25 protein-coding genes are annotated in these 26,161 nt (G+C 72.0%); 21 read left to right on the top strand and 4 right to left on the bottom strand.

Annotation, left to right across the window (positions count from 1 at the left end; translation table 11 throughout):
* Positions 1-9: 9 nt before the first annotated feature.
* Positions 10-501 (bottom strand): GNAT family N-acetyltransferase, encoded by a 492-nt coding sequence (locus DEI88_RS15550; RefSeq protein WP_181441215.1) that lies wholly within the window; start codon positions 499-501, stop codon positions 10-12.
* A gap of 159 nt (positions 502-660) precedes the next feature.
* Here DEI88_RS15550 and DEI88_RS15545 point away from each other — a divergent pair, with 159 nt between their 5' ends.
* The 11 genes from DEI88_RS15545 to DEI88_RS15495 all read left to right on the top strand — a co-directional run bounded on the left by DEI88_RS15545 (position 661) and on the right by DEI88_RS15495 (position 12,717).
* Positions 661-2,211 (top strand): ABC transporter substrate-binding protein, encoded by a 1,551-nt coding sequence (locus DEI88_RS15545; protein ID WP_111027743.1) that lies wholly within the window; start codon positions 661-663, stop codon positions 2,209-2,211.
* 86 nt (positions 2,212-2,297) lie between these two features.
* Positions 2,298-3,257: an ABC transporter permease gene (locus tag DEI88_RS15540; protein WP_111011506.1), complete on the top strand. Its 960-nt coding sequence runs from the start codon at positions 2,298-2,300 to the stop codon at positions 3,255-3,257.
* Positions 3,254-4,138, top strand: a complete 885-nt coding sequence (locus DEI88_RS15535; RefSeq protein ID WP_111011507.1) for an ABC transporter permease — start codon at positions 3,254-3,256, stop codon at positions 4,136-4,138. The genes DEI88_RS15540 and DEI88_RS15535 overlap by 4 nt, the downstream gene beginning before the upstream one ends.
* Before the next feature lies 1 nt (position 4,139).
* Complete coding sequence (locus DEI88_RS15530; RefSeq protein ID WP_111071913.1) at positions 4,140-5,195, top strand: ABC transporter ATP-binding protein; 1,056 nt, start codon at positions 4,140-4,142, stop codon at positions 5,193-5,195.
* Positions 5,192-6,472 (top strand): ABC transporter ATP-binding protein, encoded by a 1,281-nt coding sequence (locus DEI88_RS15525; protein ID WP_220038144.1) that lies wholly within the window; start codon positions 5,192-5,194, stop codon positions 6,470-6,472. The genes DEI88_RS15530 and DEI88_RS15525 overlap by 4 nt, the downstream gene beginning before the upstream one ends.
* Positions 6,469-7,308: a M55 family metallopeptidase gene (locus tag DEI88_RS15520; RefSeq protein WP_111071912.1), complete on the top strand. Its 840-nt coding sequence runs from the start codon at positions 6,469-6,471 to the stop codon at positions 7,306-7,308. The genes DEI88_RS15525 and DEI88_RS15520 overlap by 4 nt, the downstream gene beginning before the upstream one ends.
* On the top strand, positions 7,305-8,285 hold the full coding sequence (locus DEI88_RS15515; protein ID WP_111037546.1) for an isoaspartyl peptidase/L-asparaginase family protein: 981 nt from the start codon (positions 7,305-7,307) through the stop codon (positions 8,283-8,285). Before DEI88_RS15520 ends, DEI88_RS15515 begins: the two co-directional genes overlap by 4 nt.
* 36 nt (positions 8,286-8,321) lie before the next feature.
* A complete protein-coding gene (locus DEI88_RS15510) occupies positions 8,322-9,239 on the top strand; it encodes a MurR/RpiR family transcriptional regulator (RefSeq protein ID WP_111012902.1) in 918 nt (305 codons plus the stop codon).
* On the top strand, positions 9,236-10,051 hold the full coding sequence (locus DEI88_RS15505; RefSeq protein ID WP_111027854.1) for an SDR family NAD(P)-dependent oxidoreductase: 816 nt from the start codon (positions 9,236-9,238) through the stop codon (positions 10,049-10,051). Before DEI88_RS15510 ends, DEI88_RS15505 begins: the two co-directional genes overlap by 4 nt.
* 24 nt (positions 10,052-10,075) lie before the next feature.
* On the top strand, positions 10,076-11,773 hold the full coding sequence (locus DEI88_RS15500) for a DUF885 domain-containing protein (RefSeq protein ID WP_111012904.1): 1,698 nt from the start codon (positions 10,076-10,078) through the stop codon (positions 11,771-11,773).
* Entirely contained in the window at positions 11,770-12,717 is a 948-nt protein-coding gene (locus DEI88_RS15495) for a ketopantoate reductase family protein (RefSeq protein ID WP_111012905.1), read from the top strand. Before DEI88_RS15500 ends, DEI88_RS15495 begins: the two co-directional genes overlap by 4 nt.
* A gap of 151 nt (positions 12,718-12,868) precedes the next feature.
* Here DEI88_RS15495 and DEI88_RS15490 read toward each other — a convergent pair whose 3' ends face one another.
* Together DEI88_RS15490 and DEI88_RS15485 are read right to left on the bottom strand one after the other, a co-directional pair.
* The gene (locus tag DEI88_RS15490; RefSeq protein ID WP_111027852.1) at positions 12,869-13,768 is read right to left on the bottom strand and encodes an NAD-dependent epimerase/dehydratase family protein; all 900 of its coding nucleotides are present in this window, start codon (positions 13,766-13,768) and stop codon (positions 12,869-12,871) included.
* Between the two features lie 222 nt (positions 13,769-13,990).
* Positions 13,991-14,764: an SGNH/GDSL hydrolase family protein gene (locus DEI88_RS15485; protein WP_258375018.1), complete on the bottom strand. Its 774-nt coding sequence runs from the start codon at positions 14,762-14,764 to the stop codon at positions 13,991-13,993.
* Positions 14,765-14,812: 48 nt separating this feature from the next.
* Between DEI88_RS15485 and DEI88_RS15480 the strand changes: the two genes are divergently transcribed.
* Entirely contained in the window at positions 14,813-15,373 is a 561-nt protein-coding gene (locus DEI88_RS15480; protein ID WP_111071911.1) for a hypothetical protein, read from the top strand.
* Between the two features lie 232 nt (positions 15,374-15,605).
* On the top strand, positions 15,606-16,295 hold the full coding sequence (locus DEI88_RS15475) for a hypothetical protein (RefSeq protein WP_111071910.1): 690 nt from the start codon (positions 15,606-15,608) through the stop codon (positions 16,293-16,295).
* A gap of 48 nt (positions 16,296-16,343) precedes the next feature.
* Here the strand turns inward: DEI88_RS15475 and DEI88_RS15470 are convergent, their stop codons facing one another.
* Positions 16,344-16,511: a hypothetical protein gene (locus tag DEI88_RS15470; protein ID WP_181441214.1), complete on the bottom strand. Its 168-nt coding sequence runs from the start codon at positions 16,509-16,511 to the stop codon at positions 16,344-16,346.
* 236 nt (positions 16,512-16,747) lie between these two features.
* Between DEI88_RS15470 and DEI88_RS15465 the strand changes: the two genes are divergently transcribed.
* From DEI88_RS15465 to rbsD, 8 genes are all read left to right on the top strand, one after another.
* Entirely contained in the window at positions 16,748-18,640 is a 1,893-nt protein-coding gene (locus DEI88_RS15465) for a glycoside hydrolase family 43 protein (RefSeq protein WP_111071909.1), read from the top strand.
* 147 nt (positions 18,641-18,787) lie between these two features.
* The gene (locus tag DEI88_RS15460) at positions 18,788-19,771 is read left to right on the top strand and encodes an NADP-dependent oxidoreductase (RefSeq protein WP_258375016.1); all 984 of its coding nucleotides are present in this window, start codon (positions 18,788-18,790) and stop codon (positions 19,769-19,771) included.
* Positions 19,772-20,040: 269 nt separating this feature from the next.
* On the top strand, positions 20,041-21,105 hold the full coding sequence (locus DEI88_RS15455; protein WP_111071908.1) for a LacI family DNA-binding transcriptional regulator: 1,065 nt from the start codon (positions 20,041-20,043) through the stop codon (positions 21,103-21,105).
* 1 nt (position 21,106) lies between these two features.
* The gene (locus DEI88_RS15450) at positions 21,107-22,609 is read left to right on the top strand and encodes a sugar ABC transporter ATP-binding protein (protein WP_111012921.1); all 1,503 of its coding nucleotides are present in this window, start codon (positions 21,107-21,109) and stop codon (positions 22,607-22,609) included.
* A gap of 106 nt (positions 22,610-22,715) precedes the next feature.
* The gene (locus tag DEI88_RS15445; RefSeq protein WP_111011670.1) at positions 22,716-23,687 is read left to right on the top strand and encodes an ABC transporter permease; all 972 of its coding nucleotides are present in this window, start codon (positions 22,716-22,718) and stop codon (positions 23,685-23,687) included.
* 139 nt (positions 23,688-23,826) lie between these two features.
* Entirely contained in the window at positions 23,827-24,768 is a 942-nt protein-coding gene (locus DEI88_RS15440; protein ID WP_111011669.1) for a substrate-binding domain-containing protein, read from the top strand.
* Positions 24,765-25,688 carry a ribokinase gene (locus tag DEI88_RS15435; RefSeq protein ID WP_111071907.1) on the top strand — a complete coding sequence of 308 codons (924 nt, stop codon included), beginning with the start codon at positions 24,765-24,767 and terminating at the stop codon, positions 25,686-25,688. Before DEI88_RS15440 ends, DEI88_RS15435 begins: the two co-directional genes overlap by 4 nt.
* The gene (gene rbsD / locus DEI88_RS15430; RefSeq protein WP_111027864.1) at positions 25,685-26,068 is read left to right on the top strand and encodes a D-ribose pyranase; all 384 of its coding nucleotides are present in this window, start codon (positions 25,685-25,687) and stop codon (positions 26,066-26,068) included. The genes DEI88_RS15435 and rbsD overlap by 4 nt, the downstream gene beginning before the upstream one ends.
* Positions 26,069-26,161: the final 93 nt, after the last annotated feature.

Below are 26,161 nucleotides of genomic sequence, written 5' to 3'. Positions count from 1 at the left end.
GGGGACCGGTCAGGAAGCCAGGGTGCGGGCCAGGCGCAGGTACTCCGGGTGCTCCGGATCGCGCTCGGTGGGGCGGAAGCCGACGCGCGCGTAGGCCCGCAGCGCGGGTTCGTTGCCCGGGACGACGAACAGGGCGACCTCCTCCATGCCGATCGACCGGGCCGCGTCGAGGGCGAGCTCGAGCATCGGGGTCGACAGGCCCCGGCCGCGCTGCCCGGGTGCCAGAGCGATCCGAGTCAGGCGCCCCGTGGTCGGGGTGACGAGCGCGGTCTCGACGTGGCCGAGCACGGCGTCGGGGGCCTCGACGGCGGTGACGGTCCATGCCTGGCGACTCGGATCGTCGATCGACGCGAGCAGCGCAGCCGCGGTGTACGGCCAGGGCGCACCCGTCCCGGCGAACGCGCAGGCCTGCTCCGGGGTCGTGAACCAGGTCACGACGACGGCGGCGTCGGCGGGCGTGAACGGGCGGAGCGCGAGGACGGGTTGCGGCGGTGCGGTCATCTCGGACATCGTCTTACAAACGTAACAAATCGGAAAAGAACTGCCCTTACTGTAATCATCACTACGGATCGCGCCGCCTCCGGACGGCACCGGTCCTCCCCGCACCGCTCCCGAGTCCGAAGACCGGCGTCGTCCGACGTCGGGGAAGTGAAGAGGCACATGAAGCAACGCACCCGCGTCGCGGTCGCCGCCGTCGCCGCCGCAGCGGCGGTCGTCGTCGCCGTCGGCACCGGCGGCGCCACCGCGTCCGCAGCCACCACGAAGGGCGGCACGCTGACGATCGCCCGGTCCGCCGACATCATCTCGATGGACAACACGACCACGTTCGACAACAACTCCATCCACGTGCAGCAGCAGATCATGGAGCCGCTGTTCAACGTCAGCGCGAACGGCAAGAAGCTCACCCCGTGGCTCGCCAAGAGCTACTCGATCTCGTCGGACAAGCTCGACTACACGATCCACCTCCGCAAGGGCGTCGAGTTCTCGAACGGTGACCCGGTCACGGCCAAGGACGTCAAGTTCTCGCTCGACGCGGACACCGCCACGGGCTCGAGCGGCTGGGGGTACATCAACGCCGCGATCGACAACGTCACGGCCGTCGACGACGCGACCATCGACATCCACCTCAAGCACGCATGGGCCCCGCTCATCGCCGACCTGTCGCTGTTCAGCAACGCGATCGTCCCCGACAACTACGGCGGCGAGACGAAGGCGGAGTTCTACACGCACCCGGTCGGCACCGGCCCGTACAAGTGGAGCTCGTGGAAGAAGGGCCAGTCGCTGACCCTCGTCAAGAACACGCACTACTGGCAGAAGGGCAAGCCGCACCTGAACAAGATCGTGTTCACGGTGGTCCCCGACGCGAACACCCGGAAGCTGCAGCTGCAGGGCGGTCAGATCGACATCGACGACACGCCGGACTGGTCGAGCCTGTCCTCGCTCGCGAGCGCGTCGGGCGTGACCGCCAAGACGTTCAAGTCGACGCAGATCGACTACATCGCCTTCAACGAGAAGCGCAAGCCGTTCGACGACGTGCACATCCGGCGCGCCATCGCCTACGCCATCGACCGCAAGGCCATGGTCAAGGCGATCCTGTTCGGGCACGGGTCGGTCGCGAACTCGCTGCTCTCCCCGGGGACGCCGTACTACGACAAGAACGCCCACGGCCCGACGTACAACGTGAAGAAGGCCAAGGCCGAGCTCAAGCAGTCGTCGCAGCCGAGTGGCTTCACGACGACGCTGCTCATCCGCTCCGGTGACCCGAACGAGACGTCGATCGCGCAGATCATGCAGTCCGAGCTCAAGAAGATCGGCATCACCATGAAGATCAAGCAGCTCGACCCGACCGCGAACAAGCAGGCTCGGCTCGCGGGCGACTTCGACATGGCGTGGTCCGCGTGGACGATGGACATCCCGGACCCCGACGAGTGGACCTCGTTCGCGGTCGACCCCAACGGTGGCTCGAACTCGGCGTTCACGAACTACGACAACGCCGCGGTGGTCAAGCTCAACAGCCAGGCCCAGCAGTCGGTCGTGTCGAGCAAGCGCAAGGCGCTGTACGCCCAGCTGCAGCAGCAGACCGGCGACGACGCGTTCCTCGCGTACCTGTACTACTCGCCGTACGTCTACGGGATCTCGGACAAGGTGTCCGGATTCCACGTGACGCCCCTCGGGAACTTCCAGCTCGAGAACGTCAAGAAGCAGTCCTGACGGACTGACCGACGGCCGGGAGGGACGGGTCGTGCCCGACCCGTCCCTCCCATCCATCACCACCCGCCCCCTGCGGAAGGCACCCCATGCTCCACCGCCTGCGCTTCATCCCCGGACGCCTCATCCAGGCGATCCCGGTCGCGTTCGGCGTGACGATCATCGTCTTCTTCCTGTCGCACCTCCTGCCCGGGAACGCCGCACTCGCGCTCCTCGGCGAGCGCGCGACGAAGGCGAGCGTCGCCGCCCTGACCCAGCAGCTCGGCCTCGACCAGCCGCTGTGGAAGCAGTACTTCCTGTTCCTCGGGCAGATCCTGCACGGGAACCTCGGCTCGAGCCTCACCTACCAGCTCCCCGTCACGCAGCTCGTCATGCAGGCCGTGCCCGTGACGCTCTCGCTGCTCGGCCTCGCACTCCTCATGGCGCTCGCGATCAGCATCCCGCTCGCGTCGCTGGCGGCCTCGCGGCCCAACGGCGGCCGTGACCTCGCCGCCCGCGCGGTCACCCTGCTCGGGCAGGGCATGCCGCAGTTCTGGGTCGGCATCATGCTCATCCTGCTGCTCGCGGTCGACGTCAAGGCGTTCCCGGTGGGTGGCTACGGCAACGGCGCCGGCGGTCACCTGTACTCCCTGTTCCTCCCCGCGCTGACGCTCGCGATCGCGATGTCGCCGACGATCATCCGGAGCCTCCGCTCGTCGATGATCGGCGTGCTCGAGTCGGAGTACGTCGGCACCGCCAAGTCGAAGGGCGCGTACGGGGTCCCGCTCTTCCGCGACCACGTGATCCGCAACGCGGCGATCCCGACGGTGTCGATCATCGGCGTCAACCTCGGGTACCTCGTCGGCGGGTCGCTCGTCATCGAGAAGGTGTTCGCGCTCCCCGGCCTCGGGTCGCTCATGGTGAACGCGATCTTCGCCCGTGACTTCCCGACGATCCAGGGCGTCACGCTCTTCGTCGCCATCTTCGTCGTCGTGGTCGGGATCCTGACCGACGTCGTCTACACGATGCTCGACCCGCGGGTCGACCTGGCCGGAGGGAACGCCGCATGACCACCCCCACGGCGACGTTGGTCGGCTTCAAGAACCGGCGCCGCGCCTCCCGGACACGCTCGCTCAAGGCCTGGTACCGGAACGGCTCGCTCATGGCGGGCATCGTCATCGTCGGGCTGCTCGTGGTGGTGGCGGTCGCCGCGCCCGTCATCGCGCCCTACGACCCCGTCAAGCAGCACCTGGAGGCGGCGCTCGAGTCGCCGAGTTCGGCGCACTGGCTCGGGACCGACAAGTACGGCCGCGACGTCCTGTCCCGCCTCATCTGGGGCGCGCGGGTCGACCTGCGGGTCGGGTTCCTCGCGGTGCTCATCCCGTTCGTCGTCGGCAGCGTCGTCGGCGCGATCGCCGGGTACGTGGGCGGCATCGTCGACACGATCCTCATGCGCATCGTCGACGTGTTCTTCGCGTTCCCCTTCTACGTCATGGTCATCGTGCTGGTGTTCGTCCTCGGGGCGGGCGAGGCGAGCATCTACCTGGCGATCGCCGCCGTGTCGTGGGTGTCCTACGCCAAGATCGTCCGCGGCGAGGTCCTGGTGGCCAAGCAGCAGGACTACGTCGTCGCGGCCCGACTCGGGGGCATGTCCCACGTGCGGCTGCTCGTCCGGCACATCGCCCCGAACGTCATGACGCAGGCGATCATCTACGCGATGAGCGACATCGTCATGGACATCATGGCGATCGTCACGCTCGGGTACCTCGGCCTCGGCATCGAACCGCCGACCGCCGAGTGGGGCTCGATGATCGTCGACGGCCAGGAGTTCATCACGACCCAGTGGCAGCAGACGACGATCCCCGGGCTCGTCGTGGTCGTCACGAGCCTCGGCCTGTCCTGGCTCGGCGACGGCATCAGCGACCTGCTCAGCCCGGACCGGAGGCGCTGACATGGAGGGACGACACGACATGCCGACGACGGCCACCACCGCGGCGACGACCGCGAGCGCCACGACGACCGCGCCGCTGCTCGAGGTCGAGGGCCTCACCATCGGCATCCGACGCCGGGGGCGCCCCGACGTCCGGATCGTCGAGGACCTGGGGTTCAGCATCGCCGAGGGCGAGCGGTTCGGGATCGTCGGCGAGTCCGGCTCGGGCAAGTCCCTGACGCTCCGGGCGATCGCCGGGCTGCTGCCGAAGGGCGTCACGGTCCTCTCGGGTGCGATCCGCTACCGCGGGCGAGACCTCGCGGGCCTCGGCGCGAAGGAACGCCGCCGCCTCATGGGCCCCGAGATCGCCATGGTGTTCCAGGAGCCGATGACCGCGCTCAACCCGGTGCTCCGCGTGGGCGACCAGATCGCCGAGGGGCCGCGTCGGTACCTCGGGCTCTCGCGCGCCGCAGCCCACGACCTGGCCGTCGAGATGATGCGCCGGACGGGCATCCCGGATCCCGAGCGCCGCGCCGCGGCCTACCCGCACGAGCTGTCGGGCGGGCTCCGGCAGCGCGTCATGATCGCGATGGCGCTGTCGTGCTCACCGAAGCTCGTGCTCTGCGACGAGCCGACCACCGCGCTCGACGTGACGGTCCAGCACCAGGTGCTCCAGCTGCTCGAGGAGCTCTGCGACGCCACGGGTGCCGCGCTCGCGTTCGTCACGCACGACCTCGCCGTCGTCAACCAGACGTGCAGCCGGGTCGCGGTGATGTACGCCGGCCACCGGGTGGAGACGGGCCCGGTCAAGGCCGTGTTCGCCGACCCGCGGCACCCGTACACGAAGGGTCTGCTCGACTCGGCGCCGGACTTCGACGACCCCGACCGAGCACTCGTGCCGATCCCCGGGTTCCCGCCGAACCTGGCCGCCCGGCCGTCCGGCTGCCCGTTCGCGCCGCGCTGCCCGTTCGTCGTCGAGGCGTGCACGACCGCCATGCCGCCGCAGGAGGACGTCGGGCCCGGCCGCACCGCCGCCTGCATCCGCACGCACGAGGTGTTCGAGGGAGTCCCCGCATGACCACGATCGCACCCACGGCGCCCGACACCGGCGCCGTCCTCAGCGCCACGGGCGTCACGAAGCGGTACGCCCTGCCCGTGACCGTCGTCGACCGCGTCCGACGCACCGAGCGTCCGGCGCTCAAGGCCCTCGACGGCATCGACCTCGACCTCCGGCGCGGCGAGGTCCTCGCGCTCGTCGGCGAGTCCGGATCGGGCAAGTCGACGCTCGCCAAGATCCTCGTCGGCAGCGTCACCGCGACGACGGGTCGGGTCGACGCCGACGGTGCCCCGCTGCCGGTCCACCGCGACCGCGAGGCCTCACGCCGCATCCAGATGGTGTTCCAGGACCCGTACTCGTCGCTCAACCCGCGGATGAGCGTCGGCTCGATGCTCCGCGAGCTCCTGCTCCTGCACCGCATCGTGCCGCGGAACGAGGTGCGGGCCGAGAGCATCCGGGTCCTCGGGCTCGTCGGCCTGGACGAGGACGCGCTCGACGCCTACCCGAGCCAGTTCTCGGGCGGCCAGCGGCAGCGCATCGCGATCGCCCGCGCCATCGCCGTGCGGCCGGACGTGCTCATCGCCGACGAGCCGGTGTCAGCGCTCGACGTGTCGGTGCAGGCGACGATCCTCGAACTGTTCGCCCGCCTCCAGCGCGAGCTCGGCCTGAGCATCCTGTTCGTCGCCCACAACCTCGCGGTCGTGCAGCACCTGAGCCAGCGCGTCGCGGTCATGTACCTCGGCCGCATCGTCGAGGTCGCCGACACCGCCGAGCTGTTCCGGAACCCCCGGCACCCGTACACGCGGGCGCTCATCGACTCGATCCCGCGCATGGGCACCGAGGACGCCATGAGCCGCCTCGCGCTGCAGGGCGACCCGCCCAGCCCGTTCGACGTCCCGAGCGGCTGCCGGTTCCACCCCCGCTGCCCGTACGCGGTCGACGCCTGCCGCACCGTCGACCCCGCGCTCGAGCCGGTGCCGGTCGTCATCGGCGCACGTCCGACGTCCGCCGGCGGCCTGCCGGGAGGCGACGCAACGTCCGCCGCGCACGTCGCCGCCTGCATCCGGTCGGCCGAGCTCGGCGACGTCGACCCGCTCCGCGAACCGGCGATCGAACTCGACGACCCCGCACTCACGGAACCCGAGGTCCTGCTCGACCCCGACGCGCTCGTCGAGGGCGATCCCGTCGACCGCCGCCAGACGGCCACCCCGGCCCACCCCGCCCAGCACCGCACCGCACCGCACCACCCGGCCGAGCCCCACCAGCCGACCGCGCCCCATGAAGGAAGGCCCGCATGAAGATCTGGATCTCGTACGACATGGAGGGCGTCGCCGGCATCGTCGACTGGGACCAGTGCCGTCCCGGTGCGCCCGGCTACGCCCTGGGATGCGACCTCCTGCTGGCCGAGGTGAACGCCGCGATCGAGGGCGCGGTCGCCGGCGGCGCCACCGAGGTGCTCCTCAACGACTCGCACAGCCGCATGGCGAACCTCGACCCGCGGGCGATCGCGCAGCCCGAGGTGGTCCGGATGATCACGGGCCGCCACAAGCCGATGTACATGGTGCAGGGGCTCGATGCCTCGGTCGACGCGGCGTTCCTCGTCGGCTACCACGGCAGCATCTCCGGCGCGCCGTCCACGCTGTCCCACACGTACAACCCCGAGGTGTTCACCGGGGCCCGGGTGAACGGCGCCTGGGTCGGCGAGAGCGGCATCAACGCCCTCGTCGCGGCGCACCACGACGTCCCGATCGCGCTCGTCACCGGCGACGAGGTCACCTGGACCGAGACGGTGCCGTTCGCTCCCGACGCCGAGCACGTCGTCACGAAGACGTCGATCACCCGCGCGAGCGCCGACGCCCTGCACCCCGCCGTGTCGTGCGCACGGATCCGGGCCGCCGCGACCGCGGCCGTCGCGAAGGTGACCGCGGGCGGCATGCGCGCCCCGGACCTCCCGGCCGACACGACGCTGGAGCTCGACGTGCTGACGTCCGACATGGCGGACGTCGCCACCTGGGTCGGCGGCGTCGACCGGGTGTCCGAGCGCACCATCGCGATCAGCGGCGGCGACCTGCTGTCGGTGTTCACGCGCTTCGTCGCCGTCAACTACATCACCCGGCAGGCGGGCGGCCGATGACCGGGGCTGCGGCTGAGCAGGCGGGCCGTCGCGACGAGGAGGCCATCGCGCGCCCGCAGGGCACCCGGATCTGGGACATCGCGCCGACGCGCGGCTGGTCCCTCGCCCTGCACGGCGGCGCGGGCGGTCGGATCGCGGAACTCGCCGACGAGGACCGGCAGCGGTTCGAGGCCGGGCTCGCGGCCGCGTACGCGGCCGGGTCGGCGGTCCTGGGCGCCGGTGGTCCCGCGCTCGACGCCGTGTGTGCGGCCGTCGAGCAGCTCGAGGACGATCCCCTGTTCAACGCCGGACGCGGGGCAGCGCTCACCGCCGAGGGCGAGGCACAGCTCGACGCGTCCGTCATGGACGGCGCGACCGGCCTGGCGGGCGCGGTCGCGGCCTCCCGGCACGCACGGAATCCGGTGCTGCTCGCCCGCGCCGTCATGGAGCGGTCCGCGCACCTGTTCATCGTCGACCCCTCCGAGGACCTCGTCGCCGGCTGGGGGCTCGAGACGGCCGCGCAGGAGTACTTCATCACCGAGGCGCGCCAGCAGCAGCTCGCCCGGATCCTCGCCGACCGGCTCGTCGCACCGCGGCACGGCACGGTCGGTGCGGTCGCCCGGGACACCTCGGGCACGGTCGCCGCAGCGACCTCGACCGGGGGCATGTCGGCACAGGAGGACGGCCGCGTCGGCGACTCGCCCGTCATCGGCGCCGGCACCTACGCGCGGAACGGCCAGGCCGCGGTGTCCTGCACCGGCGAGGGTGAGGCGTTCATCCGCGGAGTCGTGTCCCACGACATCGTCGCCCGCATGCGGTACGGCGGGGCCAGCCTGCCCGACGCGGTCCGTGCCACGATCGACGAGGAACTCACCGCGCGCCACGCCAGCGGCGGCCTCGTGTCCGTCGACGCGGACGGCCGGGTCGTCGTGGCGCACAACTCGCCGACGATGTTCGCGGCGTTCCACGACGGCGATCGGCTCGTGCTCCGCACCTGAGGCCGTCGGCCCGGGACCGGACACACCAGGAGGGACATGCCGATCAACGACGAGATCTTCGCCCGGATGGACGAACTCAGCCCCGCCGAGAAGAAGGTGGCGCGCACCCTGCTCGCCGCGTGGCCGAGTGCGGGACTCGACAGCGCGGCGAGCCTCGCGCGCTCCGCCGGCACGAGCACGCCGACGGTGCTCCGGCTGGTCGCGCGGCTCGGGTTCGGCACGTACCCCGCGTTCCAGGCGAAGCTCCGCGACGAGGTCGCCCACCACATGGGCAGCCCCGTCCAGCGCACCCAGGAGGGCATCGCCCACGACGGCGGCAGCGGGACCTTCGCCCGGGCCATCGCCGAGCGGGTCGGGCTCATCGAGGCGCTCCGGACGTGCGTGCCGCCGAGCGAGTTCGACCGCGCCGTCGCCGTGCTCGGGGAGCGGCCGAAGCACGTGGCCGTCATCGGGGGGTACTTCAGCCGCTACTTCGGCATGGTGTTCGCCGCGCAGCTCGACCAGATCCTGCCCGACGTCGCGTTCCTCGCCGAGCCGCTCGGGCACGATGTCGGGCGCTTCCTGCGGCTGCGCCGGGGTGCGGTCGTCGTCGTCATCGACTTCCGGCGCCACGAACTCGCCGCGCAGGAGGCCGCCGCCGCCGCGAAGGAGCAGGGCGCCACGGTCGTCGTCATCACCGACACCACGCTGTCCCCGGCAGTCGAGAGCGCCGACGTCGTGCTGCCGGTCACGGTGGACGGGATCCCGTTCGACTCGATGGCACCGCTGCTCGTGCTCATCGAGGCGCTCGTCGAGGGCGTGCTCCGCGCGAGCGGTCGCCGCGGCCTCGCACGCATGAAGGAGTGGGAGGACTCGGTCCGGATCTCCCGCGCACACCGAGGGGAGCCGACGACCGGCCCCCGGGCCGTCGGCGCCGGCAACCTCGGCGCCATCGAACTCGAGGAGGAACGATGAGCGACGAGTTGTCCACCACGACCGGACAGTGGCCCCTGGCCGCCTCGGCGCGTACCGCCGCGCGGAGGCCGGACGGCACGCCCGCCCCGGCGCCGGAGCCCGTGCCGTCGGCCACGGGACCGCTCGCCGGCCAGGTGGCCGTGGTCACCGGGACCGCGCAGGGCATCGGACGGCGCACGGCTGACGACCTCGAGGCCGCCGGCGCCGTCGTCCACCGGCTCGACCGCGACGACCTCGACCTCGCCGACAGCGCCGCGGTCGACGCCTGGTTCGCCGCGCTCGACCGCTGCGACGTGCTCGTCAACGTCGCGGGCGGCGTCGTGGGCCAGACCCACACACCCATCGAGGACCTCACCGACGCCGCCTGGGACGCCGTCTGGGCGGCGAACGTCCTGACCGCCCGCAACTGCACCCGCGCCGCCGCCCGCCTCATGAAGCCCGCCGGCTACGGGCGGATCGTCATCGTGTCGTCCGGTGCCGGCCGCAGCGTGAGCCTCACCGGCATCCAGGCGTACACGACGTCGAAGGCCGCGCAGATCGGGTTCACCCGACAGATGGCGCACGAGCTCGGCCCGCACGGCATCACCGTCAACTGCATCGCGCCCGGGTTCGTCCTGTCGAACCCGACGACCCAGGCGCAGTGGGACTCCTACGGCCCCGACGGGCAGCGCGCCCTCGTCGAGCGGATCGCGGTCCGCCGCACCGGCACCCCCGAGGACATCGCCCGCGGGGTCGCGTTCTTCGTCGCACCCGACGCCGGATGGGTCAGCGGCCAGACGCTGTCCATCGACGGCGGACACCAGCTCTTCTGAGCCACCCGTTCCCGAGAGGACAGCATGACCACCACCCCACCGGACACCGACGTCCACGCGCAGCTCGCCGACCTCGGCGAACGGTACTTCGCCACCGAGCACACCTACGACCCCTACAACGCGACCCTCCTCGGCATCGCGGAGTTCGACCACCTGCCCGGTGACCCGAGCGAGGACGCGAGCGAGCGTGCCGCCGCGGACCTGGCGGCGATCGCGGAGGCCGCCGCGGGCCTCCCGGTCGACCGGCTCGACGACGCGGGCCGGGTCGACCACGGCGTGCTCACCGCACTCGTCCGTGGTGCGCAGCAGGACGCCGAGCACAGCCTGTGGGCGGCGAACGCGAGCGCCAAGGGGTACGTCAGTCGGCAGGGCCTCGTGTTCCAGGCCGTCCCCGCGATGACCGTCGCCGACCAGGCCGCTGCGGACCGGTACCTGGCCCGGATCGGCGGCCTCGGCGGGACCTTCGCCGCGCTCGCCGACCGGTACCTGCTCGAGGCGTCGCGCGGGCGCGTGCCCACCGCCATGGGCGTGCGCCACTCGATCGAGCAGCTCGAGGGCTACCTCGCGCTCCCGCTCGACGACGACGCCCTGCTCACCGCTGTGCGCGGGACGCCGTGGTTCGACGCCGCCCGGGCACTCGTCGACGAGCGGGTGCGCCCCGCGATGTCGGCGCTCGCCGAACGGCTCCGGGTCGAGCTGCACCCGCTCGCGCGGCCGGACGACCGCGTCGGGATCTCGACGATCCCCGGCGGGGCCGAGGGCTACGCCGCCGCGGTCGCCCGGCACACGACGACCGCCCTGACGCCGGACGAGATCCACCGCATCGGCCTCGACGAACTCGAGCTGCTCCGGGAACAGTGGGCGACGATCGGACAGCGCGCGCTCGGGCTCACCGAGCCGGTCGAGATCGCCGCGCGACTGCGCACGGACCCGGCGCTGCGGTTCCGGACCACGGACGAGATCATCGGGTACGCGCAGGCCGCGCTCGACCGGGCGGAGGCAGCGCGCCCCGCGGCCTTCCCCGCGTACGACATCACCGCGTGCACCCTCGAGCCGATCAACCCGATCGACGCGGGCAGCAGCGCCCTCGGCTACTACCGGCCCCCGGCGGTCGACGGCAGCCGCCCCGGCGCCTTCTGCCTGCTCGCCGACGAGCCCGAGCAGCGCTACCGGTACGAGTACGAGGCCCTGACGTTCCACGAGTCGGTGCCCGGCCATCACATGCAGCTCGCGATGGCGCAGCAGCTCGACGTGCCCCGCTACCGCCGGTACCTCGACGTCGAGGCGTGCAGCTTCAACGAGGGATGGGGCCTGTACTCCGAGGAGCTCGCCGACGAACTCGGGCTGTACTCGGACGACGTCGCCCGCCTCGGGATGCTCTCGATGCGCGCGCTCCGGGCCTGCCGACTCGTCGTCGACACGGGCATCCACCACCTCGGGTGGTCCCGGGAGCAGGCCGTGCAGTTCATGCTCGCGAACACCGCCGCCACCGAGGAGCACGTCCGCAGCGAGGTCGACCGCTACATCGCCTGGCCCGGGCAGGCCCTGGCCTACATGATCGGACGCCGCGAGATCCTCCGGCTCCGGGCAGCCGCGCAGGGTGCGCTCGGGGACCGGTTCGACCTGATCGGGTTCCACGACACGGTGCTCGGCAACGGCGCGGTGCCGCTCACCGTGCTCGGCGGAGTCGTCACGCAGTGGCAAGAGAGGACAGCAGCATGAAGGTCACCATCATCGGCGCCGGCGCGATCGGCGGCACCATCGGGGCTCGGATGCACCGCGCCGGACACGACGTCCTGCTCTGCGACGCCGACGCGGCACACGTCGCCGCGATCAACGACGACGGCCTGCACATCGAGGGGCCGGTCGAGGAGTTCACCGCGCACGTTCCGGCCGTCACACCCGACGACCTGCCCGACACGATCGAGCACGCGATCGTCGCGGTGAAGAGCCTGCACACGGCGTCCGCCGCGGCGCTCCTGGAGGGACGGCTCGCCTCCGACGGGTTCGTCCTGACCGTGCAGAACGGCCTGACCGCCGACACCCTGCAGGCCGCCGTCGGCGCGGACCGGGTCGTGTCGAGCTTCGTCAACTTCGGTGCCGACTACCTCGGCCCGGGCCGCATCCTGCAGGGCAACGTCGCGACGTTCCGGATCGGCGAGATCGGCGGCGGACCGATCACGCCACGGGTCGGCCTGCTCGCGGACAGCCTGCCGTACGCACTGCCGACCGAGAACGTGCTCGGTTACCTGTGGGGCAAGGAGGCCTACGGCGCGATGCTCTGGGCCGGCGCGGTGTCCGACCTGACGATCGCGGACTCCCTGTCGCTGCCGCCGTACCGGGCGCTCATGACGGCCGTGGCGCAGGAGGCCATCGACCAGGCACCCGTCCCCGTCGAGTCGTTCGACGGCTTCGTGCCCGACGACCTCGACGGGTCGCTCGACCGGCTCGCCGCGTTCAACCGCAAGAGCGCCAAGGCCCGCAGCGGCATCTACCGCGACCTCATGGTGCGCAAGCGCAAGACCGAGGTCGACGAGGTGCACAAGGACATCCAGGGGCCGGTGTTCGACCGGATCGTCGCGATGATCCACGACATCGAGGAGGGCCGCCGCACGTGCGAGGTCGCGAACCTGGAGGAGTTGGCGGAGTTCGCGGCCTCCCGCTGACCACGGCGGCGGGATCGAACCGCTCTCGTCCGTTCGCACCGCGCGCTCCGGGTGTTCCACCGGAAGCGCGCGGTGTGACCGCGGACGAGCACGCGGCCCTGCCGCAGCGCGCGCGGTGCCGTCTCCGCTCAGACGGAACCGCTGAGGGAGGTCAGGGTCGCGACGTCGGCATTGCTCGCGCGTGCCCCTGCTCGTCGAGGTGGTCGCGCCACGAGCGCTTCGGGCTCCAGCCGAGGAGCCGCCGCGCCTTCTCGATCGAGATCCCCGACGCGTCGACGCGGTCGAGTTCGCGGAGCTCGATCGCGTCGCCGTGGTGCTCGCGCACGACGGCGGCGAAGTCGTGCCCCCCGGCGTTGTCGGCCGCAGCGATGTAGAACACCTCGTGCCCGGGCAGGTCGGACTCGGCCGCGAGCACCAGGGCGTCGGCCAGGTCCTCGGCGTCGATGTAGCTGCCGAAGTTCGCGCTCGTCCGGGACGGCTCGCGCACCTGCGGACCGAGGTTCGACTCGTAGTTGTCCTCGTTGTGGACGGTGCTCGGCCGGATCGAGATCGCACGGATGTCGGAACGACGCACCGCGGCGTCCATGAGCTGCTCGCCGAACGCCTTCGACAGCGCGTACGGGTCCTGCGGGTACTGCGGGTGGTCCTCGTCGACCGGCAGGTAGTCGGGCAGGAACGGCCGTTCGGGGAAGAAGTTCCCCACGATGCTCTCGCTCGACACGTTGACGAACCGGCGGACGCCGAACTGCACCGCGGCCTCGATCAGGTTGAACGTCGACATCAGGTTCGTCTGGAACACCACGTGTGGCGGGTTGCCGGTCGGCTGCGGGATCGCGGCGACGTGCACGACGACGTCCGCACCGGCGACCACGGCGTACGCGGAGCCCGCGTCGGTGAGGTCGGCCTGCACGTACCGTCCGGGGACGACGACCCCGGCGTCGAACACCGGGCGGACGAGGTCGACGCCGAGCACCTCGTGCCCCGCGTCGACGAACGCCTGGACGGTGGGGCGTCCGACCTTGCCCCGGGAACCAGTGACGACGACCTTCATGGTGTGTTCCTCCTGCGCGGGCGGCCCGCGGTCCGTCCGACCGGGAGGGCCGGAACCAGTCCGAACGTACGCGGTGCGTGGTCGTGGCCTGACCCCCGGCCCCGGCCCCGGCCCCGGCCCCCGGCCTCCCCTTCCGCGAGATCGCACTCGTTGCCGTTCTGGGCGCCTCCACAACGGCGACGAGTGCGATCTGGAGCGACCGCCCGACGCAGCCGTGCTCCGTCACGGCGTGCGGGAGCTCCAGGGGAGGTCCACCGGCTGGAGGGTCGCCCGCTTGGGCTCCCGGCCGTCGCCCGACGAGCGGCCGGTGAGACGACGGCCGATCCAGGGCAGCACGTGTTCGCGCCAGTAGGCGGCGCGCGACTGCCGGACCACCTCCGGTGGGAGCTCCTCCGGGAACGGGGGGAGGGGAACCTCCAGTGCGGCCAGCACGTTGCCCGCCACCCGCCGGTGCCCGAGGGCGTTGAGGTGCAGTTTGTCCGGTGACCAGTAGCGCGGCTCCATCAGTTCCTCGTCCGACCAGTTGTCCACCACGGTCACGTGGTCCTTGCTGGCCCACTGCCGGATCGCGCTCGCGAACTGGTTGCCGCGCCCCTCGACGAGGCGCCCGGCCGGCAGGTTCCGCGTCATGTTCGCCACCGTGACGAACACGACCTCGGCGCCGGAGGCCACCGCACGGTCGATCGCGGCCTCGAGCCGGGCGGTGACCGCAGCAACCGAGACGCGGGCGCGGATGAGGTCGTTGTTCCCGCCGCTGATGCTCAGCAGGTCGGGACGGAGTGCGATGGCCGGCTCGAGCTGCTCGTCGAGCAGGGGCGCGAGCAGCCGGCCGCGGATGGCGAGGTTGGCGTACGTGGCAGGACCGGCCGCCGCCGCCGCGATCCCCTGGGCGACGAGGTCCGCCCACCCGCGAGGAGTGCCGTCCGGCCGTTCGTCACCCATCCCCTCGGCGAAACTGTCACCGATGGCCGCGTAGCTGCTCAACGATCTCTGCACGGGTCGATCCTGCTCCTGCGGTGACGCGCCCGTCCGTAAGCTGCCGCCATGACCGCCCCGGGCTCGACCGCGCGACGGGTCCCTCCGCGGGTCCTGCTGCTCAACGGCACGGTCGGCGCGGGCAAGACGACCACGGCCGACGCGATCGGCGCACTGCTCCGCGAGCGGGGGCTACCGCATGCGGTGGTGGATCTCGACGCCCTCCGTCGTGTGTGGCCCGCACCGCCCGAGGACCGGTTCAACGGAGCGCTCCTCGCGCGGAACCTCGCGGCGGTGGCGCGGAACGCGTGGGACGCCGGTGCCGAGCGGCTCGTGCTCGCGGGCGTCGCGGAGACCGTGGAGGACCGGAGCGCGCTCGAGGAGGCCGTCGCCGAGACGATCGTCACCTGTCGGCTGGTGGTGACGGCCGGCGAACTCCGACGGCGACTGCTCGTGCGGCACGCGCCCGGAGCGGAGCGCGACTGGCACCTCGACCGCGCGGAGGAGCTCGACGCGGTCCTCGACGGTGCTGACGTCCACGATCACGCGGTGTCGGTCGACGGCGACGACCCCGGGAGGGTCGCCACCGCGGTGCTCGATGCGGTCGGGTGGGGGCCTCCAGTGCGCTGAGCGTCGGGCAGCCCATCCGCTCGCAGGGTCGTCGTCGCGGTCAGATGCCCAGGACGAGCCGGATGCCCGCCGCGACATGCGTCATCAAGTTGCGCCGCAACGCGCTCGAAGTGATCGAAGTCGCTGTCCGGAACCGAGATCGCGGTCTTCATGGGGTGAGTACAACCGGTCGTACCGGTCTCGCCGCATGCGGCCCGCACGTCACGTCAGTGAACAGGCCAGGATCGTGTGCATGGCCGACGCTCCGTTCCGCACCGGGTGGGTGATCGTCCGCGCGCGGTACCCCGAGCTCGTGAGCGTCGAGGTCCGTCGACGGCGCACGATCATCGCCGGCAGCGTGGCCACGGCGGTCGGGACGGCAGCCTCGCTGACCGAGATCGTCTGGCACTGGGCGACGACGCCGGCCCCGCTGGTGGCCGTCGGCTTGGTGCTCATCGCGGCCGCGTTCGGTTCGGGCGCCGCCGCGTTCCACCGCCTGTCGCTCGCGTCGCCACCGCTCTGGGCGTTCATCCCATCGGGCAACTGGCGCCGCCAGGAACGCATCGCCCGACAGTTCGCCCCGCGGCCACCGGCGATGGCCCCGGAGGACCGCGACCTGGTGATCGCCGCCGCCGAGCGTGCGCGCGACGGGCTCGTCCTGAGCGCTGCCCGGACACTGTGGCTCCCGGCCGCATGGGCACTCGTGTGGCTCGGCGTGGCCGCCGTTGGTCTCGAGGGGCGGTTCGCCTTCTCCTTGTTCACACCGCTCGGTCTCGGGCTGCTCCAGTCCTCGACGTTCATCGCCGCGGTGACCGGACTCGGCCGCATGGAGCTCGCCCGACGCCGCGCCGAGGCCCTGCCGCCGCTGCCGGAGGTCGCACCACCGCGTCGGCCCACCGGTCGTGGTCCGAGCGGATCGAAGCTGTCGCTCCCCGGCGAGTGACCGTCCCGCTCCCGCGAGTGACCGTCCCGGCCCCGCCGACCCGCGCCCTCAGGCCGCGTTCCGCCGCCGCATCGGGGATCCGTCGCGGAAGAAGTCCTCGTACCGGACGGTGTCCTCGGTCGTACCGGTGGGCCGTCGCCGCGGCATGGTCGCCGCCTTGCGGAAGAAGCGGATCTGAGCGGGTGCCACCCCGGGTTGCATCTCGTACCGGCTCATGTCGTTCCTCGGGTCCCTGGCCGATGCGGCGCTGACGCCCTGTCGTCAGCTGACGCCGCATTCGTGCGAGTGATGCTCAAACAATAGGGGCGATCCTGGCCCGCGAACAGGGGTGGACACCATGCGGTTTCCGTGCAAGTCCTGCGTCCACCGTCCTGCTCCGCGACGGTGGACGGCGAGCGGGGTCGTGGGTAGCGTGAACGCCACCACTCCTCAACGACGAGAGAGAAGCAACCGTGCGCCGAATCCTGGCGACCGTGATCGCGGCCGCAACGCTCATCGGGGCCCCGGCCCTGTCCCTCCCGGCCATGGCGGCACCGGCCGCGGCCCCACCGCGGACCGCCGCCGTCCCCGCGCATCGCGGCCCGACGACGCCCGCGAGCTACCAGAACCCGATGGCCCTGCGCCTCCCGGACGGCCAGACGGCCGCGAGCTGCGCCGACCCGACCGCCATCCACGGCGCCGGGCGCGACCGGAACTGGTACCTGTACTGCACGTCGGACGCGCTCACGGCGACCGAGACGAACGCAGACGGCTCGCTCGTACAGCACACCGTCCCGACCTACCGCTCCACGGACCTGACGCACTGGACGTACGTCGGAGACGCGTTCACGACGAAGCCGGCCTGGGTCGGTGCGGCGAACGGGATCTGGGCCCCCGATGTCGTGTACCGCGCGGGCGCCCACGGGCGTCCCGGCACGTACTTCATGTACTACGCCGCGTCGGACACGCCGACCGCGACCGCGGCAACCGGCGGCGGGTCGGCCGTCGGCGTCGCGACGAGCACGAGCCCGACCGGACCGTGGACCGATTCAGGAGGCCCGGTGGTCGCCCCGCAGGAGGCCGCGAACGGTCAGGGGAAGCGCTGGGAGTTCGACCCCGAGGTGGTCACCGCCAACCGCGCGACGTACCTGTACTTCGGCAGTTACTACGGCGGCGTCAACGTCCGGCAGCTGACGGCTGACGGCCTCCGGTCACTGCCCGCAACCGAACAGCCGATCGCGATCGACAACCGGTACGAGGGCACCTACATCACCCAGCACGACGGCTGGTGGTACTTCATGGGCTCCGCCACGAACTGCTGCAACGGTGCCCTCACCGGGTACGGCGTGTTCGTCGCGCGGTCCCGCAGTCCGCTCGGCCCGTTCCTCGACCAGGACGGCGTCTCGATCCTCAGCACCCGGGTTGGAGGCACGCCCCTCCTCGCGCAGAACGGCAACCGCTGGGTGGGCACCGGGCACAACACGGTCGTCACGGACTTCGCCGGGCAGGACTGGATCATCTACCACGCGGTCGACCAGGACGACCCGTACTACGCGGGCCAGCCGACGTACACGAAGCGACCGGCGCTCATCGACCCGCTCGACTGGGTGAACGGCTGGCCGACCGTCCGCGGGGGTGCCGGACCGTCCGATCAGCGTGAGCCCGGGCCCGTAGCGCAGCCGGGGGAGCGGCCCACCTACCGGCCGACCCGCGCACCGGTCACCGTGCCCGGCCGTCCCGTCCGGGCGGCCTCGACCGACTTCGCCGGGACGAGCCTCCCGTCGTCGCTCGCGTGGACGCGGCAGCCGGACCCGTCGACGTACTCGGTGAGCGGCGGTGCGTTCCGCTGGCAGACGCAGGCCGCGGACCTGCACCCGCCGGCGACGCCGCTCGCCTCGGTGCTCACGGAGCCCGCGCCGGCCGGTGACTACGTGCTCGAGACGAAGGTGTCGGTGGACACGCCCGCGACCGGCGATGGCGTGAACTACGCGCAGGGCGGTCTCATCGTGTACGGGGACGACGGCAACTACATCCGCCTCGTGTCCAACTCGATCTACGACACCCGGCAGACCGAGTTCGGCAAGGAGGTCACCCCGCAGCCGGCGGGCGCCCCGAACTACGGGAACATGGTGGTCGGTCCGGTCGGCGACTGGACGACGCTCCGGATCGTGCACCACACGGTCGAGGGGAAGAGCGCCTACACCGCGTACACGAGCGTCGACGGGCGGCACTTCGTCAAGGGCGGCACGTGGACGGCCGATCTCGGGGCGCACCCGCGGATCGGGCTCATCTCGCTCGGGGCCTCCGGGTTCACGAGCACGTTCGACTACCTGCACGTCAGCGGGGCGGTGACGCTCGGGCGCTGACCCCCCGCACCCGCACCCGCACCCGCGACACTTGCGAGATCGCAGCTGTTGTCGTTCTGGCACCACCCAGAACGGCAACGACTGCGATCTCGCGGAGAAGCGGAGAAGCGGAGCAGCGGTGAGGGGGCGCGGGGTAGCGTCCCCCGCGTGACCGACTCCACGCCAGACAACCACACCCCCACCACAGCCCGCGACGCCGACCTGCCCACGACCATGCGGGCGGTGCGCTTCGACGCGTACGGCGAACGCTCGGTCCTCCGGGTCGACGAGGTCCCGGTGCCCGAGGCCACGGGTGACCGCGTCCTCGTCCGCGTCCGCGCCGCGGGCACGAACCCCGGCGAGGCAGCGATCCGGCAGGGCGCGATGGCGGAGCAGTTCCCGGCGACGTTCCCGTCCGGACAGGGCACCGACCTGGCGGGCGTGGTCGCGGCGATCGGCGAGGACGTCACGCAGTGGACCGTCGGGGACGAGGTCCTCGGGTGGTCGTGGGAGCGGTCGAGCCAGGCCGAGTTCGTCAGCGTCCCCGAGGGGCAGCTCGTCGCCAAGCCGCGGCGCCTGTCGTGGGAGATCGCGGGCGCGCTCGACGTCGCCGCGACGACCGCGTACGCCGCCGTGCGGGCCGTCGACCCCCGCCCGGGCGAGACCGTCGTCGTCTCGTCCGCGGCGGGTGGCGTCGGCGGCATCGTGACGCAGCTCCTCGTGGCGAAGGGCGTCGACGTCATCGCCGTTGCGTCCGAGGCGAACCACGAGTGGCTCCGCTCGGTCGGCGCGCGTCCGGTGGCGTACGGGGACGGCCTGGAGGACCGGGTGCGGCAGGCGGGTACGAACGGGATCGACGCGCTCATCGACACGCACGGGCCGGAGTACGTGCGGCTGGGCATCGCGCTCGGGGTCCCCGCGGCGCGCATCGAGACGATCATCGCGTACGAGGCCGCGGCCGAGGTCGGTGCGAAGACCGACGGGAGCGTCGACGCCGCGTCCCAGGAGGTCCTCGCCGAACTCGCGGGCCAGGCCGCCGACGGCACGATCACGGTGCCGATCATCGCCACGTACCCGCTCGACGCGGTGCAGGACGCCTACGCGGAGCTCGAGCAGGGTCACGCGCGCGGCAAGATCGTGCTCGTGCCGTAGCCGATCGCGCTCCGGCGCGGCGCGGCGCGGCGCGGCCCGGTTGGCCCGGTCCGGTCCGGCCGACCCGGGCGGCGCTGGGCCGCACGGGGGCGGGGCGGGGCCGGCCTGGCCTGATCGGGCCGGTCTGAACGGGGCGGAGCGCCAGGCCCTCGCGCGCGTCGAGGTCCATCCGCGCCGACTCATTTGACATCCCCGTGGCGCTCCCCGTACAGTCGTGGAATCGATCCCATGGAATCGATTCCACGACTCGCCCAACGGAGTGCTCACCGATGAACACCGTCACCATCAAGGACGTCGCCGCGCGCGCCGGCGTCTCGGCGGCGACCGCGTCGCGGGTGCTCTCGGGCAACCCGGCGACGTCCGAGGACTCCCGTCGGCTCGTGGAACAGGCCGCGCGCGACCTCGACTTCCGGCCGAACCTGCAGGCCCGGGCGCTCCGCTCGACCCGCACGGACACCATCGGCCTCCTCGTCTCGGACGTGCGGAACCCGTTCTTCGCGGACCTCGCGCACACCGTCGAGCAGGCCGCGCTCGAGACCGGGTACGTGACCATGCTCGGCAACGCGAACGAGCGTGCCGAGCAGCAGAACCGGTACCTCGACACCCTCATCGCCCGGCGGGTGGACGGCGTCATCGTGGCGCCGCAGGGCGACGACACCGAGACGGTCCAGCAGCTGGTCGACCGGGGCATCCCGACGGTGTTCGTCGACCGCGTCGTCCCCGGCATCGACGTGCCGACCGTCACGACGGACAGCAGCACGGGCATCCGCCAGACGGTCGAGCACCTGGCCGCCCTCGGGCACACCCGCATCGGCTACATCGCCGGCCCGCAGAGCGTCTCGACCGGTCGCGAGCGGTTCGAGGCCTACCAGGACGCGATCGTCACGGCAGGGGTGAGCGCCGACCCGGACCTCGTCGTGTTCGGTGACTTCCAGGCCGCGTCCGGGTCGGCCGGGGTGAGCGCGCTGCTCGCCCTCGACGAACCGCCCACCGCGATCTTCGCCGCGGACAGCCTCATGGCGGTGGGTGCGATCGCGATCCTGAACCGGCTCGGCCTCCGCATCGGCGTCGACATCGCCCTCGTCGCGTTCGACGACATCGAGTGGTTCTCGCTGCTCGAACCGGCGCTCAGCGTCGTCGCCCACAGCGTCGAGGACATGGGCCGCGTCGCCGTCGAACTCCTGCTCGACGTCATCGCCGGCAACCACCCCGCCTCCGTCCGCCTGCCGAGCGAGCTCATCGTCCGGGCCTCGTCGGCCGACCCCATCGCCACCGATCGGCAGACCGCATCGTCGCGCTCCGCCGCCGAACCGTCCCGTCCCGGGAGGAACTGACATGTCCCCGCAGCCACTCATGACGCTCGATCGCGTCAGCAAGTCGTTCGGACCGGTCCAGGTCATCACCGACGTCACCCTCGAGGTGCACGCCGGGAAGGTGCAGGTGCTGCTCGGCGAGAACGGCGCCGGCAAGTCGACGCTCATCAAGATGATGTCCGGCATCCACCAGCCCGACGGCGGTCGCATCCTCGTCGACGGCCGCGAGGTCACGATCCCGTCCGTGACCGCGGCCGAGGAGCTCGGCATCGCCACGATCCACCAGGAGCTCAACCTGGTCGGGTCGCTCAGCGTCGCGGAGAACGTGATGATGGGCCGGATCCCGACCCGGTTCGGCCTGGTCGACCGGAAGGCACTCCGTCGTCAGGCCGAGGCGGCGCTCGCCACCATCGGTCTCGACGTCGACGTCATGACGCCGGTGTCGAGCCTGGGGATCGCGCGGCAGCAGCTGGTCGAGATCGCGAAGGCGCTCAGCCAGGAGGCCCGGATCCTGATCCTCGACGAACCCACCGCCGCGCTGACCCGCCACGAGACCGAGGCGCTCTTCCGCGTCGTGGCGGACCTCCGCGCCCGCGGCGTCGGCATGCTGTTCATCAGCCACCACCTCGACGAGATCGCCGAGATCGGGGACACGGTCGCCGTGCTCCGGGACGGACACTTCGTCGCCGAGGTGCCGGCCACCACGCCCGAGCAGGAACTCGTCGGGCTCATGGTCGGCCGGAGCATCGAGGAGCAGTACCCCTCGGGCACCGCGGTGGTCGACACCGCGTCCGAGGTGCTCCAGGTCGAGCACCTGACCTCGGCCGGTCGCTTCGAGGACGTCAGCTTCTCCGTGCGCGCCGGCGAGATCGTCGGCGTCGCGGGCCTCGTCGGCGCCGGGCGCACCGAGCTCGTCCGTGCCATCGCGGGTGCCGACGGCTACGACTCGGGAACGGTCCGCGTCCGCGGTCAGGTGCTGCCGAAGAAGAGCATCGCGGCAGCGGTCCGCGCGGGCATCGGACACGTCCCCGAGGACCGCAAGGCACAGGGCCTCGTCCTCGGTGCGTCCGTCAACGACAACCTCGGGTACGCGACCCTCGCCTCCACCGCGCGCGGTGGCCTCGTCGACTTCGCCGGGCAGAAGCGCCGGGCCGAGGAGGTCGCGAACCGGCTGCGGATCCGGATGCACGACATCGGCCAGCCGATCGGCTCGCTGTCCGGCGGGAACCAGCAGAAGGCCGTGTTCGGTCGGTGGATCCTCGCCGGGTCGAGCGTGCTGTTGCTCGACGAACCCACCCGCGGCGTCGACGTCGGCGCGAAGGTCGAGATCTACGAGCTCATCAACACGATCACGGCGGCGGGCGGTGCGGTCGTCATGGTGTCGAGCGAGCTGCCCGAGGTGCTCGGCATGAGCGACCGCGTGCTCGTCATGCGGGACGGCCGCATCGCCGGCGAGATCCCCGGGTCCGAAGCGACCGAGGACCGCGTCATGACCCTGGCCGCCCGCGACGTCGAGACCGTCTGAGTCCCGGGGCACCGCCCCCACCCCGCCACGTCACGACCGCCCCGAGCGGACGGTCGTTCCTCCCCCCACGCGTACAGCGCAGTACCCATCAGAAAGCACCCGTCGCATGTCAACGACCACCGTGAAGGCCCCCGCGCGGTCCTTCTCCTTCAAGAAGTTCCTCGCCGACAACGGGGCGCTGGTCGGCCTCGTCGTCCTCTGCATCGCCCTGTTCATCGCGACACCGGACTTCCTCACCGGCCGCAACATCATCAACATCGGCATCCAGGTCTCGACCGTCGCGGTGCTCGCGTTCGGCGTCACGTTCGTCATCGTGGCCGGCGGGATCGACCTCTCGGTCGGCTCGGTGGCCGCACTGTCCGCGATGGTGTCCGGCTGGTTCTTCAGCACCGCGGGCCTCCCGGGCTGGCTCGCGCTGCTCGGCGGCCTCGTCGCCGGCCTGCTCGCCGGGGTCGTGAACGGCCTCGCCGGCGCCTACGGCAAGCTGCCCTCGTTCATCGCCACCCTCGCGATGCTCAGCGTCGCCCGCGGCCTGACCCTCGTGATCTCCGACGGCAACCCCGTGCCGACCTCGCCGCAGGTGTCGTTCCTCGGCGGCGACATCGGGCCCGTCCCCGTGCCGATCATCGTGCTCGTCCTCGCGGCGCTCGTCGCCTCGTTCATCCTCAACCGCACCGTCCTCGGCCGCTCGATGTACGCCGTCGGCGGGAACGCGGAGGCCGCGCGCCTGTCAGGTCTGCCGGTCAAGCGCATCGTCGTCATCGTGTTCGGCCTGTCCGGGCTGTTCGCCGCGCTCGCCGGGCTGCTGCTCGCAGGGCGCCTCGACTCCGCCCAGCCGCAGGCGGCCAGCGGGTACGAGCTCGACGCGATCGCCTCGGTCGTGATCGGCGGCGCCTCGCTCGCGGGCGGTGTCGGTCGGATCTCGGGAACCTTCATCGGCGCGCTCGTGCTCGTCGTGATCCGCAACGGCCTCAACCTGCTCAACGTCAGCTCGTTCTGGCAGCAGGTCGTCATCGGCCTCGTCATCGCGCTCGCCGTCGGTGTCGACGTGCTCCGCCGCAAGACGCGCAGCAGCTGACCGCGAACCGCCCCGGCGGGCGCCGGCGGGCCGGTGGCCGCCAGCCGGTCGGGAGGCGACCCTCCCGGCATACCGACCCCCCACCAGTACGACTCCCTCATCCCCCACCAGCACCACAGACAGACCAAGGACCCCAACGATGCAGTTCTCCTCCTTCCAGAAGGTCGCCACCGTCGGCACCGTCGCCGCCCTCGTCATGCTCGGCGCCTCGGGCTGCAGCCGCTTCGGCGGCGGCTCCGGCGGCGACCAGAAGGTCGTGCTCGCGCTCTCGACCCTCAACAACCCGTTCTTCGTCGAGGTGCGCGACGGCGCGAAGGCCGAAGCGAAGAAGAAGGGTGTCGACCTCGAGGTCGTCGACGCGCAGAACGACTCCGCGCAGCAGGCCAACCAGCTGCAGACCGCGTCCTCCGGCAGCGCCAAGGCCATCATCGTCAACCCCGTCGACTCCGACGCCGCCGGCCCGTCGGTCAAGGCGCTCAACAAGGCGGACATCCCCGTCGTCGCCGTCGACCGCACGGTCAACGGTGCGGACGTCGACTCGTTCATCGCGAGCGACAACGTCGCCGGCGGCAAGCAGGCGGCGGACGACCTGGCCAAGGCGATCGGCAAGAAGGGCGACATCCTCGTCCTCGAGGGCCAGGCGGGCACGTCGGCCGCCCGTGACCGCGGCAAGGGCTTCACCGAGGGGATCAAGCAGTACCCCGGCATCCACGTCGTCGGCGAGCAGACGGCGAACTTCGACCGCGCCACCGCGCTCGACGTCACCACGAACCTGCTGCAGGCCCACCCCGACATCGTCGGCATCTTCGCGCAGAACGACGAGATGGCCCTCGGGGCGATCAAGGCACTCGGGTCGAAGGCGGGCTCGAGCGTCGAGGTCGCGAGCTTCGACGGCGAGGACGACGGCCTCGCCGCGATCAAGGACGGCACGCTGAGCAGCACCATCGCCCAGCAGCCGGCGAAGCTCGGCTCGCTCGCGATCGACCAGGCGCTCAAGGCGATCGACGGCAAGGCCACGAAGACCGTGTCGGTCCCGGTGCTGTCGGTCACCAAGAGCAACGTCGACACCTTCAGCAAGTGAGCACGGCCGCCGGAACCGTGGTCGTCGTCGGATCGCTCAACGTCGACCAGGTCGTCACCGTCGACCGGCACCCGTCCCCGGGTGAGACGCTGATCGCCACCTCGATGACCCTCCTGCCCGGCGGCAAGGGCGCGAACCAGGCCGTGGCGGCCGCCCGTCGGGGCGCCGCCACGGTCATGGTGGGGCTCGTCGGGGATGACGGATCCGCGGAGGTCGCCACGGTCCTCCTGGCCGAGAGCGGGGTGGACGTCGCGCACGTCGGCGTCGTCGACCAGCCCACCGGGCTCGCGACGGTCACGGTCGACGCGACGGGGGAGAACACCATCGTCGTCGTGCCGGGGGCCAACGCCGCGATGACCGCGGAGGCCGTCGATCGCGTCGCGTCCGTCGTGGCCGAGGCGGCCATCGTCGTCATGCAGGGCGAGATCCCGGCCGCCGGGATCGCCGCCGCGGCCCGTCACGCCCGTGGTCGCGTCGTGCTCAACCTCGCACCCGTCATCGACATCGACGCCGCGGTCGTCCGTCTCGCCGATCCGCTCGTCGTGAACGAGCACGAGGCGGCCCTCGTCCTCGCGCGACTCGTGCCGGGAGGCGCGGTGCCGGCGGACGAGGAGGCGCTCGCGGCCGCGCTGCTCGCGCAGGGCATCCGCACGGTCGTCATCACCCTCGGCGCGCGCGGCGCGGTCGTCGCGGACGCGACCGGCACCACCGCGGTACCGTCACCCCGGGTCGACGCGATCGACACGTCCGGCGCGGGCGACGCGTTCGTCGGCGCCCTCAGCGCGAGCCTCGCGGCCGGGGAGTCCCTGCTCGACGGCGTCCGGCACGCGGTGCGGGTCGGTGCGTTCGCCGTGCAGGGGGCCGGGACGCAGCCGTCGTACCCGACGCTCGACGACACCCTGCCGGAGGTGACCGCGTGAAGCGCGCCGGCATCCTCAACGCCGAGCTCAACGCCGGTCTGAGCCGCCTGGGACACGGGGACCTCGTCGTCGTCGCTGACTGCGGTCTGCCGATCCCGCCGGGCGTCCCGCTCGTCGACCTGGCCGTCGTCCACGGGGTGCCGCGGTTCGAGGACGTCCTCGACGCGCTCCTCGGCGACGCCGTGTTCCAGGACTGCATCGCGGCGGAGGAGGTCGTGGGCACCGAGGCCGAGGGGTGGATCACCGCACGGTTCGACGGCGTCCGGCACGTGGACCACGAGGCGCTGAAGCGGATGTCCGCGGGCGCCAAGCTGTTCGTCCGCACCGGTGAGGCGACGCCGTTCGCGAACGTCGTGCTCGTGTGCGGCGTGCCGTTCTGACGCGCTCGGGCTGGTGCCGGGCGGACGCGCCGGGCGTGCCGACGCGCCCGGTGGACCCGTCGCCGCTAGCGTGAGCACACTCCCGAACCGTGC

Origin of the sequence: Curtobacterium sp. MCBD17_003 (assembly GCF_003234885.2) — a bacterium.
Taxonomy (GTDB): Bacteria; Actinomycetota; Actinomycetes; order Actinomycetales; family Microbacteriaceae; genus Curtobacterium.
Note: the sequence above shows the minus strand (reverse complement) of the source record. Positions and strands in the feature narration are given on the sequence as shown.